Source organism: Isoptericola sp. 178, assembly GCF_030586525.1.
In the GTDB taxonomy this organism is placed as follows: Bacteria; Actinomycetota; Actinomycetes; order Actinomycetales; family Cellulomonadaceae; genus Isoptericola; species Isoptericola sediminis.
Window position 1 is genome coordinate 789,782 of record NZ_JAUQYN010000002.1, and the last position, 14,039, is coordinate 803,820.

A 14,039-nucleotide genomic window follows, 5' to 3' on the forward strand; every position below is an offset into this window, starting at 1 on the left:
GCCCGCCCCGCCGGGGGGCCGGCCCCCGGGGGGCGAGACGGGAGGCACCCGTCCTCCCCCGCCACGTGAGGTCCTGACTCGCCGGGTGCGGTCCTGACTCGCGACCGGGTGCCCTGATTCGCGGGACCGTGCCCTGACCCGGCAGGGGAGGGTGGGTGACCCGTGCGCTGATCCGGCGGACGGTCGCGTAATCTCGTGGCGTGAATGACGAGCAGGGCAAGACCAAGAAGCAGAAGGCCGACGAGCGCAAGGCGGCCCGCGCCGCGGCGGAGGACGCGGCCGCGTCCGAGGACCTCGAGCGCATCTACGCCCACATCGTCTCCCGCGCGCCGGAGCACGACGTCTCGCCGACCCTCGACCGGGTCGCGCGGCTGCTCGAGCTGCTCGGGGACCCGCAGCGCACCTTTCGTGCGATCCACCTGACCGGCACGAACGGCAAGTCCTCCACCGCGCGGATGGCCGAGCGCCTGGTCCGGGAGCACGGGCTGCGCACCGGGCTGTTCACCTCCCCGCACCTGAGCAGCGTCACCGAGCGCATCCAGGTCGACGGCGAGCCGCTCGGCGCCGTCCGGTTCGTCGAGACCTGGAACGACGTGTACCCGTACGTCCAGGTCGTCGACGCGGAGCTGGAGGAGGCCGGGCAGTCCCGCCTGAACTTCTTCGAGGTCCTCACCGGTCTCGCCTTCGCCGCCTTCGCCGACGCGCCCGTCGACATCGCCGTGCTCGAGGTCGGCATGGGCGGCACCTGGGACACGACCAACACCGCCGACGCCGACGTCGCCGTCATCACGCCGATCAGCGTCGACCACGAGAAGTGGCTGGGGTCGACGCCGGCGGAGATCGCCGCGATCAAGGCCGGCATCATCAAGTCCGACGCGACGGCGTTCTCGGCCGTGCAGCGTCCCGAGGTCGACGAGGTCCTCGCCGAGCGGGCCGTCGAGGTCGGCGCCCGGCTGCTGCGCGAGGAGGTCGACCTCGAGGTCGTGGCGCGCCAGGTCGCCGTCGGCGGGCAGATGGTGACGTTGCGCACCCCGCTGGCCACCTACACCGAGATCTTCGTCCCGCTGCACGGTGAGCACCAGGCGCACAACGCGCTCCTGGCGCTCGCGGCCGCCGAGCAGGCCCTCGGGGGCCGTGCCCTGGACGGGGGAGCCGTGGAGACGGCGTTCGCGGACGTCAGCGTCCCCGGGCGGCTGGAGCTGGTCCGGTCCAGCCCGACCGTGCTCGTCGACGTCGCGCACAACCCGCACGGCGCCGAGGCGCTGGTGGCGGCCCTCGACGAGGCGTTCACGCTGCGCACCGTGGTGGGCGTCGTCGGGCTCATGGCCGACAAGGACGCCGAGGGGCTGCTCGCCGCGCTGGAGCCGGGGATGTCGCAGGTCGTGCTGACCCGCAACTCCTCGGACCGGTCGGCCGACCCGTTCGCCGTGGCGGAGATCGCCCGGGAGATCTTCGGCGACCACCGGGTCCACGTCACCGAGCGCCTGGACGAGGCGCTGCAGGTCGCCACGGACCTGGTCGAGTCGGCGGACACGGTCGGCATCGGTCACGGCACGGGCATGGTGGTGACGGGTTCCGTCGTCACCGTGGCGGACGCCCGCCTCCTCCTCGGCCGCGGCTGACGGGCACCGACGCCGGGCGGGTGGTTTTCCCGCGCACGCTGCGACGTCTCCGGCACGGGTGTTGGATAGGGATCGGACACCCCGCGCTGAGGAGGTTGTGCGATGAAGAAGTTGCTTGACGACCCGGCACAGGCCGTCACCGATTCGCTCCGAGGATTCGGTCTGGCCCATGCCGACCAGGTCTCGGTGCACACCGAACCCAACTTCGTGACCCGGGCCGGCGGGACGCCCGCCGGGCAGGTCGCCGTCATCAGCGGCGGCGGCTCCGGGCACGAACCGCTCCACGCCGGCTTCGTCGGAGCGGGCATGCTGGACGCCGCCGTGCCCGGGGAGGTCTTCACCTCGCCGACGCCGGACCAGGTCCTGGCGGCGGTGCAGGCCGCCGACGCCGGGGCCGGCGTGCTGCTCATCGTCAAGAACTACACCGGCGACGTGCTGAACTTCGAGACGGCCGCCGAGCTGGCCGAGGCCGAGGGCATCGAGGTCGCCAGCGTGCTGGTGAACGACGACGTCGCGGTGGAGGACTCGCTGTACACGGCCGGCCGTCGCGGCGTGGCGGGCACCCTGGTGGTCGAGAAGGTCGCCGGTGCCGCGGCCGCCCGGGGCGCCTCCCTGGCGGAGGTCGCCGCGCTGGCAGAACGTGTCGTGGCCGGGGTGCGCTCCATGGGCGTGGCCCTCACCGCCTGCACCGTGCCCCACGTCGGGCGGCCGAGCTTCGACCTGGCGGACGACGAGGTCGAGATCGGCATCGGGATCCACGGCGAACCGGGCCGTCAGCGCGTCCAGGCGGCCGGGGCCAGCGACATCACCCGCCGGCTGGTCGACTCCGTCCTCGACGACATCGACCTCGCCGCGGGGTCCCGGGTCCTGCTCTTCGTCAACGGCATGGGCGGGACGCCCGCCAGCGAGCTCTACGTCGTGTACGGCGTCGCCCGGCAGATGCTGGCTGACCAGGGCGTCGAGGTAGTGCGCTCGCTCGTGGGCAGCTACGTGACGTCCCTGGAGATGCAGGGGGTGTCGGTGACCGTCGCCGTCCTCGACGACGAGCTCCTCGAGCTCTGGGACGCGCCGGTCCGGACCCCGGCCCTCACGTGGTGACCGAGCTCGACGTCGGATGGGCCGAACGATGGATCCGGCAGGCGGCGAGCGACCTCAAGGCGGGCCGTGACGAGCTGACCGAGCTGGACCGCCGCATCGGGGACGGGGACCACGGCAACAACATGGACCGCGGCTTCACCGCCGTCGTGGCCAAGCTCGACGGCCAGGAGGCACCCGCCGAGACGGTCGGGCAGGTGCTGAAGCTGGTCGCCACCACCCTGATGTCCACCGTGGGCGGGGCGTCCGGGCCGCTGTACGGCACGGCGTTCCTGCGGGCGTCGAAGGTCGTGGACGAGGCCACGGCGGACGCGGGCCACCTGGTGTCCCTCCTGGAGGCCGCCACGGAGGGCATCGTCGCCCGCGGCCGCGCGCACGTGGGGGAGAAGACGATGGTCGACGCCTGGCAGCCGGCCGTCGAGGCCGCCGAGAGCGCCGCGGAGTCCGGTGACGCCCTCGCCGTGCTGCGGGCCGCCGCGGAGGCGGCGGAGGCGGGTGCGGTCGCCACCGTCCCGCTCGTGGCGACCAAGGGCCGTGCCTCCTACCTCGGCGAGCGCAGCGCGGGCACGGAGGACCCGGGCGCGCGGTCGACGGCGATGCTGCTGGCCGCGGCCGTGACCGCCGCGGAGGGAGCGGCGGCGTGAGCGTCGCCCTGGTGCTCGTCTCGCACTCGACACGCCTGGCCGACGGCGTCGCCGAGCTGACGGCCGAGATGGCGCCGGACGTCGTGGTGCGCTGCGCGGCGGGCGACGTCGACGGCGGGCTCGGGACCTCCCTCGAGCGGGTGCAGGAGGCCCTGGACGCCGCGCTCGCGGGTGCCGCGTCCGCCGTCGTGCTCGCCGACCTCGGGTCGGCGGTGCTCACCGTGGAGTCGGCGCTCGAGATCGACCCCGACCTCACGCGCCGCGTGCGCCTCGTCTCGGCCCCGTTCGTCGAGGGTGCGGTCGCCGCGGCGGTCACGGCCCAGCAGGGCGCGGAGCTGGACGGCGTCGTGGCCGCGGCCGAGGACGCCGCCCGGTCCATCGGACCGGAGCCGGTGTACGAGCTCGTCGAGTCCTCGGGGGCCGAGGGGCCCCCGGTCGCGGCGACGGGCACGCAGGGCGAGGTGGTCCCCGAGCCGGGGGCACCGTCGTCGGGAGCCGCGGACGAGGTCAGCACCGTCGTGGAGATCCGCAACCCCCTCGGGCTGCACGCCCGTCCGGCTGCCGTCGTCGCCCGCTCGGTGGCGGACCTGGGCGTGCCCGTGACGGTCGAGGGGGCGGACGCGACCAGTGTGCTCGCCCTGATGTCGCTGGGCACGACGGCGGGGCAGCGGGTGACCGTCACGGCCCGGGGCGAGGGCGCCGACACCGCGGTCGCGCTCGTGACGGGACTCATCGAGGGTGGCTTCGGCGAGGCGTGAGATCGGTCACCCCGCCGCCGGCGGGAGGGCCCCGCGGGCCGGATACCCTGGGACGGTGAGCCGCACGAAGGACGACCGCCCCCGCCCCGGCGACCGCATCACGCCGCGCAAGCCGGCGAAGGTCCAGTTCGCCGCGACGATGCTCCAGCTCGAGGCGTTCGTGGTGCTGTTCGCGGCGCTGGCCCTGTACGGCCTGCGCGACTCCGAGTTCGAGCGCGGACCCCTGGTCATCGACTCCATGGCGGCGATGTGGACCGTCACGGGTGTGCTCTTCGTGGTGCTGGTGGTGCTCTCCCGGCTGGTCTCGCGGCCGGGCGGGTACGTCGCCGGCACGGTGGTGCAGGTCCCGGTGCTGGCCCTGGGGCTGCTGCTGCCGATGATGTTCCTCGTGGCGGGGATCTTCGTCGTCCTGTGGGTCGTCGCGCTGCGGCTCGGCGCCCGCATCGACGCCGAGCGCGCCGCGTACGACGCCGAGAACCCGGGCACCGCACCCAACGCGTGAGCGCCGCGCGGTTAGGGTGACGGCATGACCCAACCGACCACCTCTGCCATCGAGCGCACGCTGATCCTCGTCAAGCCGGACGGCGTCCGGCGCGGCCTGTCCGGCGAGATCCTGCGGCGCGTCGAGGCCAAGGGCTACACGCTCGCCGCCGTCGAGCTCGTGCACGCCACCCCCGAGCAGCTCGCCACGCACTACGCCGAGCACGAGGGCAAGCCCTTCTACGCCCCGCTGGTGGACTTCATGCTGTCCGGCCCGACCCTGGCCGTCATCGCCGAGGGCGACGGCGTCATCGCCGGGTTCCGGTCGCTGGCCGGGGCCACCGACCCGACCGCCGCGGCGCCGGGCACGATCCGCGGCGACCTCGGCCGCGACTGGGGCCTGAAGGTCCAGCAGAACCTCGTGCACGGCTCGGACTCGCCGGAGTCGGCCGACCGCGAGATCGGCATCTGGTTCCCGCAGTCCTGACGTACCGACCCGCGGTACCGCCCCGACGCCGCACGGCGCCGCGGGCGGAGGGACGTCCTCCGCCCGCGGCGCGGCCGCCGGGAACGCCGGGGCAGATGCGCGGGTTCCTCGACGACGGCGGATAGGCTCGCCGTCGTGCACCTCAAGACGCTCACCCTGCGCGGCTTCAAGTCGTTCGCCTCGGCGACGACGCTGAGGTTCGAGCCGGGGATCACGTGCGTCGTCGGTCCCAACGGGTCCGGCAAGTCCAACGTCGTGGACGCCCTGTCCTGGGTGATGGGGGAGCAGGGTGCCAAGTCGCTGCGCGGCGGCAAGATGGAGGACGTCATCTTCGCCGGCACGGCGGGTCGCCCGCCGCTGGGCCGTGCCGAGGTCTCGCTGACCATCGACAACACCGACGGCGCGCTGCCGATCGACTACACCGAGGTCACGATCTCGCGGACGCTGTTCCGCAGCGGCGGGTCCGAGTACGCCATCAACGGCAGCACCTGCCGGCTGCTGGACGTCCAGGAGCTGCTCAGCGACTCCGGCATCGGCCGGGAGATGCACGTCGTCATCGGCCAGGGGCAGCTCGACGCCGTGCTGCGCGCCACGCCCGAGGAGCGGCGCGGCTTCATCGAGGAGGCCGCGGGTGTCCTCAAGCACCGCAAGCGCAAGGAGAAGGCGCTGCGCAAGCTCGAGGCGATGGCCGGCAACCTCGCCCGGCTGACCGACCTCACCACCGAGCTGCGGCGTCAGCTCGGCCCGCTGGGCAAGCAGGCCGAGGCGGCCCGCAAGGCCCGGGCGGTGCAGAGCGAGGTCCGTGACGCACGGGCCCGGCTGCTGGCGGACGACCTCGCCCAGCTCGGTGCACGGCTCGAGCAGGAGCGTGCCGACGAGGCCGCGCTGAAGGAGCAGCAGCGAGCCACCGAGGAACGGCTGGCCACGAGCCGGCGGCGGCTGACGGGGCTCGAGGCGACCGCGGCCGGGACGGGTCGCGCCGCCGCGCGCGCCTCGGAGACCGTGCACGCCCTGGACGGGCTGCGCGAACGCCTGCGTGGGCTGGGTTCGCTGGCCGACGAACGGGTGCGGCTGCTCGGCACGGCCGAGCCCGAGCACCGCGGCCAGGACCCGGACGAGCTCGACGCCCAGGCCGAGCGCGCGCGGGTGTCCGAGGCGGAGCTGGCCCGTGAGGTGGAGCTGGCCCGCGAGGCGCTCGAGGCCGCCGAGGCACGCCGCGCGGACGCCGAGCGCGTCGCCCAGGACGCGGAGCGCGAGCTCGCCACCCTGCACCGTGGGGCGGCGGACCGGCGGGAGGGGCTGGCCCGCCTGGCCGGTCAGGTGTCCACGTGCCGCAGCCGGGTCGAGGCGGCCGACGCGGAGATCGAGCGGGTGCGGGACGGGCTCGCGGAGGCCGAGCGCCGCGCGGAGGAGGCCGCCCGGGAGTTCGCGACGCTGGAGGCGGAGGCCGTCGGCGCCGAGGCCGGTGAGGAGGGGCTCGACGCCGAGCACGAGCAGGCCGCCGAGGACCTCGCCCGCGCGCGGGAGGCCGTCGACCGGCTCACGGACCTCGTGGCGACGGCCGAGAAGGACCGCGCGACCTGGTCGGCCCGGGTCGAGGCCCTCGAGCTGAGCCTGGACCGCAAGGACGGCGCCGGCGCGCTGCTCGCCGCCGACCAGCCGGGCGTGCTCGGTTCCGTCGCGGCGCTGCTCGGCGTGGAACCGGGGTTCGAGGAGGCGGTGGCCGCGGCGCTCGGCCCGTTGGCCGACGCCGTGGCGGTCGAGAGCCTCGAGGCCGCCGTGGACGCTCTGCGGCTGCTCCGCGACGACGACGGCGGACGGGCGGGTCTCGTGGTCGGCGCGTCGGCGCCCTCCGCGACGGGCCGGGACCTGGGTGAGCTGCCGGCCGGCACGCGACCCGCGGTGGACGTGGTCACGGCCTCGGGAGCGGCCGGTGCCGCGGTGCGGACGCTGCTCGCCGACGTCGTGGTCGTCGAGGACCTGGCCGAGGCGCGGGCGCTCGTCGCCGCGCGCCCCGACGTCGTCGCCGCCACCCGGGCGGGCGACCTGCTCGCCGCGCACCGTGCCTCCGGCGGTTCGGCCGCCGCGCCGAGCGTGCTGCACCTGACCAGCGCCCTGGACGAGGCGCGTGCGGGACTCGAGGATGCCGAGCGCCGCGCGCAGCGGCACGGGGACGAGCTCACCGCCGCGCGCGGGGCGCGTGACGCCGCCCAGGAGCGCCACGACGAGACGCTCGGGCGGCTGCACGAGTCCGACGCCGCGCTCGCGGCGGTGGCCGAGCAGCTCGGGAACCTGGGCGCGGCCCGGCGTGCCGCTCAGACGGAGGCGCAGCGCCACCGCGCGACGATGGACTCCGCGACCGAGCGGCGCCGCACCGCGCAGGAGGAGCTCGTCGGGCTGCAGCGCCGGCTGGAGGTGGCCGAGGCCGAGCCGGCCCGTTCGGAGGAGGACGTGGCGGCGGCGACCGCGGCGCGCGATGCGGCGCAGCAGGCCGCGACGGCGGCGCGCCAGGCGGAGACGGAGACGCGGCTCGCCCTGCGCACGGCCGAGGAACGGGCCCGCGCGGTGGCCGGGCGTGCCCAGGGGCTCGCCCGGGCGGCCGAGCAGGAGCGGCAGGCGCGGGAGCAGGCGGCGCTGCGCGCACGCCGCCGCGCGGCGCAGGCGGCCCGGGCGGCGGAGGTGCGGGCGGACGTCGGCACCGCGCTCGACTCCCTCGGCCGCTCGATCGAGCGCGCCCGGGACGAGCAGGCTCGCGCCCGGGCCGACCGGGACCGGCAGCGACGGGAGGTCGACGAGGTGCGGGCCGAGGCGGAACGTCTGGCCGGCGAGCTGCGCGACCTGACGGACGCGGCGCACCGGGACGAGGTCGCGCGGGCCCAGCAGGTCGCGCGGCTGGAGCAGCTGCAGACGCGCGCCGTCGACGAGCTCGGCACGGATCCCGACGTGCTCGTCGAGGAGTTCGGCCCGCACCACCCGGTGCCCGTGGCCCGCCCGGCGGACGCCGCCGAGGACGACCCGGACCCGGCCCCCGTCCCGTACGTGCGCGCCGAGCAGGAGAAGCGGCTGGCGTCGGCGGAACGCGCCCTCAAGCGGATCGGCACGGTCAACCCGCTCGCGCTGGAGGAGTTCGCGGCCCTGGAGGAGCGGCACCAGTTCCTCGCCGACCAGCTCGCGGACCTGAAGAAGTCGCGGGAGGACCTGCTGCAGATCGTCGCCGACATCGACGACCGGGTGCAGCAGGTGTTCGCCGAGGCGTTCCGGGACACCGCCGAGCAGTTCGAGGGTGTGTTCTCCCGGCTGTTCCCCGGCGGCGAGGGCCGCCTCGTCCTCACCGACCCCAGCGACCTGCTCACCACGGGCCTGGAGATCGAGGCCCGGCCGGCGGGCAAGAAGGTCAAGCGCCTGTCGCTGCTGTCCGGGGGCGAACGGTCGTTGACGGCCGTCGCCTTCCTGGTCTCCATCTTCAAGGCGCGCCCCAGCCCGTTCTACGTCATGGACGAGGTCGAGGCCGCCCTGGACGACGTGAACCTGGGGCGCCTGCTGGAGATCTTCCGCGAGCTGCGCGACGACTCGCAGCTCATCGTCATCACCCACCAGAAGCGCACGATGGAGATCGCCGACGCCCTGTACGGCGTGACGATGCGCGGCGACGGTGTGACGACGGTCATCTCCCAGCGGTTGAGCGAATCCGCCGAGGCGGGGTGACAATGCTGCCGTGGTCACGTTCGTCGTCTGGTCCCTCGCCTCGCTGCTGCTGTGCGCAGCGGTGTTCCTCGTGGCGAGCGTGATGGAGAACGGGGACGACGACGGCGAGGGTCTGCGCGGCTTCGTCCGGGACTTCCGGGCCGGGCTGAGGAACCGGGGCGCCGCCCCGCCCCCGCCCCCGGTGGACACGGACATGGACGCCTTCTTCGCGGCCAACGTCGAGGAGGCGCCGGGGTACGTCGACGCCGACGAGCTGTCGGACGCGCTGCAGCGCGCCCAGGGCCGCGTCCGTCCGCACGCCCCGGTCATCCGGCCCCTGGGCTCCGTCCGTCCGCGCGCCCCGAGGACCGGGTCGTCGCCGCCGGCCGGCGACCGCTGACGTCCCTCCCGCCCGCGGTCTGGGAGACTGAGGGACCGTGACTGACTTTCTCTGGCTCTGGATCCTTCTGGGTGTCGTCGTGGTCGTGGGGTTCGGCTCCGCGCTCGTCGTCCCCCGCCTGCGTCGTGGCCGCTCCGACGGCTCCGCGACCATCACCCGGCCGCCGGAGGCGGCCGAGGACGCCGCTGACGACAGCGCCGGCGCCGAACCCGCTGCGACCGCGACCGCGGTCCTGGAACGTCCCGCCCCGGCCGAGGGCCGCATGGTCCGGCTGCGCGACCGGCTGGCCCGGTCCGGCTCGCCGCTGGGTGCCCGGCTGCTGACGATGCTCTCGCGCGAGCAGCTCACCGAGGACGACTGGGACGAGATCGAGGAGACGCTGCTGCTGGCGGACCTCGGCACCGGCCCCGCCGAGGAGCTCCTGGAGGCGCTGCGCACGCGGGTGCGGGTGCTCGGTGTGCGCGAGCCGGCAGCGGTGCGCGACCTGCTGCGCGAGGAGCTGCTGAAGATCGTGGACCCGACCCTGGACCGGTCCCTGGCGCTGGACCGGCCCGTGGTCGACGGCGAGACCAAGCCGGCGGTCGTCCTCATGGTCGGCGTCAACGGCACGGGCAAGACCACGACGGTCGGCAAGCTCGCCCGCGTCCTGGTCGCGGAGGACAAGTCCGTGGTGCTCGGTGCCGCCGACACCTTCCGTGCCGCGGCCGCGGACCAGCTGCAGACCTGGGGCGCGCGCGTCGGGGTGGAGACCGTCCGGTCCGACCGGGACGGCGCCGACCCGGCCGCGGTGGCGTTCGACGCCGTGCGGACCGGCGCCGCGGACGGCGCGGACGTCGTCGTGGTGGACACGGCCGGACGCCTGCAGAACAAGGCGGGCCTGATGGACGAGCTCGGCAAGATCTCCCGCGTCATCACGCGCGAGGCGCCGCTGGGGGAGGTCCTGCTCGTCCTGGACGCCACGACCGGGCAGAACGGGATGCAGCAGGCGAAGGTCTTCTCGGAGGTCGCCGGCGTGACCGGCATCGTGCTGACGAAGCTCGACGGCACGGCCAAGGGCGGGATCGTCGTCGCCGTCCAGCGCGAGCTCGGCGTGCCCGTGAAGCTGGTCGGGCTCGGGGAGGGACCGGACGACCTGGCGCCCTTCGACCCCGAGGACTTCGTGGACGGGATCCTGGGGCTCTGACCCGGGGTCACGGGCGGATCACGGGAAGGTCACGACGGCCCCCAGGTGTCTCGCAGTCCGGACAGAAACTGGATGTTTACCCTCGGTGGGCGTTCGTCACACGGACGTAACGTCCGGACACTCCAGGTGAAACCCCGCGACGTCACGGTGGTCACCGACCGGCCACACGGGCTGGCGAGGGGAGTAACACACGATGGAGCTGGATACCGGAGTGACCGCGTGGATGCTGACCTCAGCATCCCTCGTGCTCCTGATGACGCCGGGACTGGCGTTGTTCTACGGAGGCATGGTTCGCGGCAAGTCCGTCCTGAACATGATGATGATGTCCTTCGGCGCGATGGCCGTCGTGGGGGTCATCTACGTCCTGTGGGGCTGGTCGATGTCCTACGCCACCGGCGTGGGGCCGGAGGGCTACTCGCTCTTCGCCAACCCGTTCGAGCAGTTCGGTCTCGGCGGAGGTGCGATCCTCGACGAGTCCGGCGGGTTCGTCGGTGAGGGCCTGCCCGCCGTCGTCGACGTCGGCTTCCAGGCCACCTTCGCGATCATCACCGTCGCGCTCGTCTCCGGTGCGCTCGCGGACCGCGTCAAGTTCGGCACCTGGATGGTCTTCGCGGGCCTCTTCGCCACGCTGTCGTACTTCCCGCTGTCGCACATGGTCTGGGGCGGCGGTCTGCTGTCCGACGCCGGGCCGTTCGTCTTCGGGGACGCCGCGCCGATCGACTTCGCCGGCGGCACCGTGGTGCACATCAACGCCGGTGTGGCCGCCCTCGTGCTGGCCCTGATCGTCGGCAAGCGCAAGGGCTTCGGCCGCGAGCCGATGCGTCCGCACAACCTGCCGTTCGTCATGCTCGGTGCCGCCCTGCTGTGGTTCGGCTGGTTCGGCTTCAACGCCGGTTCCGCCTACGGCGCCGACGGTGCCGCGGGTCTGGCCTGGGTCAACACCACCACCGCGGCCGCCGCGGCGATCATCGGCTGGCTCGTCACCGAGAAGCTGCGCGACGGCTCGGCCACCTCCCTGGGTGCCGCCTCGGGCGTCGTCGCCGGCCTGGTCGCGATCACCCCCGCCGCGGGCGACGTCTCGCCGGTCGGCGCGATCTTCGTCGGCCTCGTCGCCGGTGTGCTGTCCGCCTTCGCGGTGGGCCTGAAGTTCCGGTTCGGCTTCGACGACTCGCTCGACGTCGTCGGCATCCACCTCGTGGCCGGCCTGTGGGGCACGCTGTCCCTCGGCTTCTTCGCCACCGGCACGGGCCTCTTCTACGGCGGCGACTTCGCCCAGCTCGGCGTGCAGGCGGTCATCGCGCTCGTCGCGATGGTGTTCGCCGGTGTCGTGACCCTGGTGATCGGACTGGCCCTCAAGGCCACCATGGGCTGGCGCATCCCGGAGGACGCCGAGGTCAGCGGCATCGACCTCGCCGTGCACTCCGAGACCGCGTACGAGACGATCCAGCAGGGTTCTGTCATCAAGGAGGTTCGTTCATGAAGCTCGTCACCGGAGTCATCCAGCCGCACCGGCTCGACGACGTGAAGTCGGCTCTCGAGGCATCGGGGGTCCGGGGCATGACCGTCAGCGAGGCCAGCGGGTACGGCCGGCAGAAGGGCCACACCGAGGTCTACCGCGGTGCGGAGTACACCGTGGACCTGGTGCCGAAGGTCCGGATCGAGGTCCTCGTCGGTGACGCGGACGCCGCGTCCGTCGTCGACGTCGTGGTCAACGCGGCGCAGACCGGCAAGATCGGTGACGGCAAGGTCTGGACGGTCCCGGTCGAGGACATCGCCCGGGTCCGCACCGGCGAGCACGGCGACGCCGCGCTCTGACGCCGATGGCCGACCACCCGATCCCGGGCGGCGGCCCCGCGCAGCAGGCCCCGCACCCCACCACCGGGGTGCGGGGCCCTGTCGTCGGGCTCCGCGACGAGCTGCTCGCCGCCGCACGGGACCTCACCGGTCCGGGACGCTCCGGCGTCGCCCGCCGGGCCACCCTCCAACAGCTCGTCACCGACCGCGTCGGCGCGCTGTACGCCGAGGCCACCGCCGGCGTCGACCCCACCGGGCTGGCGCTCGCCGCGGTCGGGTCGCTGGGGCGCGGCGAGCTCGGGCCGCTGTCCGACCTCGACCTCGTGCTCGTCCACGACGGACGCACCCACAAGCCCGACGAGCTCGCGCAGGTCGCCGAGCGCCTCTGGTACCCCCTGTGGGACTCGGGCGTCGACATCGACCACGCGGTGCGCTCGCTCAACCAGACCCGGCAGCTGGCCATGCGCGACCTGCCCGCCGCCGTCGGCTGGCTGGACGTGCGTCCCGTGGCCGGCGACGCCGTCGTCGTCCACCGGGCGGCCTCCGGGATCCTCACCGACTGGCGGTCGGCCGCCCGGCGACGGCTGCCCGAGCTGCTCTCCAGCGTCCGCGAGCGGGCCGAGCGGTCCGGCGACCTCGCCTACCTCGTCGAACCCGACCTCAAGGAGGCCCGTGGGGGCATCCGGGACGCGGTGGTGGTCTCGGCGCTGGCCGCGACGTGGCTGACCGACCGGCCGCACGGTCGGGTGGACGCGGCGTACGCCCACCTGCTGGACGTCCGGGACACCCTGCACGTCGTCACGCGCCGACGGTCCACGCGCCTGCTGCTGGCCGACCTCGACGAGGTGGCCGCGCGCTGCGGCCACGACGACCCGGACGAGCTCCTGGCCAGCCTCGCCGAGGCCGGGCGCGAGATCTCCTTCGCCCTCGACTCCACCGTGCGGCGGGCGCGGCAGGCGCTGCAGCGTCCCGCGGCACGTCGGCCCATGGTGGTGCGCGGCCGTCGCCAGCCACCCCGGCTGCGGTCGGTGGGGGACGGGCTGGTCGAGCACGACGGTGAGCTCGTGCTCGGTGTCAACGTCGTCCCGGCCGAGGACCCGCAGCTGTCGCTGCGCGCCGCGGCGACGGCGGCACGCACCGGCCTGGTGCTCTCCCCGGTCACGATGCAGTCGTTGGCCGAGTGCCCGCCGGTCCCGGAGCCCTGGCCCTCGACGGCGCGCAACCACCTGCTCACGCTCCTGGCCTCCGGACCGGCGCAGATCCACGTGTGGGAGGCCCTCGACCTCGCCGGGGCGGTGACGACCTGGATCCCGGAGTGGGCGGACGTGCGCAACAAGCCCCAGCGCGCCGCCGTCCACCGCCACACCGTGGACCGGCACCTCGTGGAGACCGCGGCGCTCGCCACCGGGGTGCGCAAGCGGCAGATCGCCGACGGCGTGCCGTCTCGCCTGCTGCCGTCGGACCTGCTGCTGGTCACGGCGATCCTGCACGACATCGGCAAGCGCCGGCGGGCCGCGAGCACGGACCACTCGGTCGAGGGCGCGGCCGTGGCCCCCGGGATCGTGCGCCGGATGGGATTCCCGGAGCCGTTCGTGGCCGACGTCGAGCGCCTGGTGCGCCATCACCTGACCTTGTCGGGGCTGGCCACGCGGTCCGACCCCGAGGACCCGGCGACGGTGCGGACCCTGCTGGAGGCCGTCGACCACCGCGCCGACCTGCTGGAGGTGCTGCGGGCCCTGACCGAGTGCGACGCGACGTCGCTGGGCCCCGCCGGGTGGACCGGCTGGCGGGGCAGTCTCGTGGACCAGCTCACGCAGCGGGCGCGTGCGGCCCTCGCCGAGGAGACGGCGAGCGAGGGCGGGTCGGACGACCGCGGGTCGGGCCGGTAGGCT

Annotated in this window: 12 protein-coding genes; all 12 read left to right on the forward strand. The window is 74.5% G+C overall.

Annotated elements, in window-relative coordinates; genetic code table 11:
* Positions 1 to 200: 200 nt before the first annotated feature.
* A complete protein-coding gene (locus tag Q6349_RS08170) occupies positions 201 to 1,622 on the forward strand; it encodes a folylpolyglutamate synthase/dihydrofolate synthase family protein (RefSeq protein ID WP_304603634.1) in 1,422 nt (473 codons plus the stop codon).
* Positions 1,623 to 1,724: 102 nt separating this feature from the next.
* On the forward strand, positions 1,725 to 2,720 hold the full coding sequence (dhaK, locus tag Q6349_RS08175) for a dihydroxyacetone kinase subunit DhaK (RefSeq protein WP_304603635.1): 996 nt from the start codon (positions 1,725 to 1,727) through the stop codon (positions 2,718 to 2,720).
* Positions 2,717 to 3,361 carry a dihydroxyacetone kinase subunit DhaL gene (gene dhaL / locus Q6349_RS08180; RefSeq protein ID WP_304603636.1) on the forward strand — a complete coding sequence of 215 codons (645 nt, stop codon included), beginning with the start codon at positions 2,717 to 2,719 and terminating at the stop codon, positions 3,359 to 3,361. Before dhaK ends, dhaL begins: the two co-directional genes overlap by 4 nt.
* Positions 3,358 to 4,119: a dihydroxyacetone kinase phosphoryl donor subunit DhaM gene (gene dhaM, locus Q6349_RS08185; RefSeq protein WP_304603637.1), complete on the forward strand. Its 762-nt coding sequence runs from the start codon at positions 3,358 to 3,360 to the stop codon at positions 4,117 to 4,119. Before dhaL ends, dhaM begins: the two co-directional genes overlap by 4 nt.
* Before the next feature lie 55 nt (positions 4,120 to 4,174).
* Entirely contained in the window at positions 4,175 to 4,621 is a 447-nt protein-coding gene (locus tag Q6349_RS08190; protein WP_304603638.1) for a DUF4233 domain-containing protein, read from the forward strand.
* A gap of 24 nt (positions 4,622 to 4,645) precedes the next feature.
* Positions 4,646 to 5,086 carry a nucleoside-diphosphate kinase gene (gene ndk, locus Q6349_RS08195; RefSeq protein ID WP_304603639.1) on the forward strand — a complete coding sequence of 147 codons (441 nt, stop codon included), beginning with the start codon at positions 4,646 to 4,648 and terminating at the stop codon, positions 5,084 to 5,086.
* A 135-nt stretch (positions 5,087 to 5,221) separates the two neighbouring features.
* Positions 5,222 to 8,791: a chromosome segregation protein SMC gene (gene smc, locus Q6349_RS08200; protein WP_304603640.1), complete on the forward strand. Its 3,570-nt coding sequence runs from the start codon at positions 5,222 to 5,224 to the stop codon at positions 8,789 to 8,791.
* Positions 8,792 to 8,801: 10 nt separating this feature from the next.
* Positions 8,802 to 9,170: a hypothetical protein gene (locus Q6349_RS08205; RefSeq protein WP_304603641.1), complete on the forward strand. Its 369-nt coding sequence runs from the start codon at positions 8,802 to 8,804 to the stop codon at positions 9,168 to 9,170.
* A gap of 37 nt (positions 9,171 to 9,207) precedes the next feature.
* Complete coding sequence (ftsY, locus tag Q6349_RS08210; RefSeq protein WP_304603642.1) at positions 9,208 to 10,353, forward strand: signal recognition particle-docking protein FtsY; 1,146 nt, start codon at positions 9,208 to 9,210, stop codon at positions 10,351 to 10,353.
* A 193-nt stretch (positions 10,354 to 10,546) separates the two neighbouring features.
* A complete protein-coding gene (locus Q6349_RS08215) occupies positions 10,547 to 11,833 on the forward strand; it encodes an ammonium transporter (protein ID WP_304603643.1) in 1,287 nt (428 codons plus the stop codon).
* The gene (locus Q6349_RS08220; RefSeq protein WP_171246855.1) at positions 11,830 to 12,168 is read left to right on the forward strand and encodes a P-II family nitrogen regulator; all 339 of its coding nucleotides are present in this window, start codon (positions 11,830 to 11,832) and stop codon (positions 12,166 to 12,168) included. Before Q6349_RS08215 ends, Q6349_RS08220 begins: the two co-directional genes overlap by 4 nt.
* A gap of 5 nt (positions 12,169 to 12,173) precedes the next feature.
* Positions 12,174 to 14,036, forward strand: coding sequence for an HD domain-containing protein (locus Q6349_RS08225; protein WP_304603644.1), 1,863 nt, complete (start codon positions 12,174 to 12,176; stop codon positions 14,034 to 14,036).
* Positions 14,037 to 14,039: the final 3 nt, after the last annotated feature.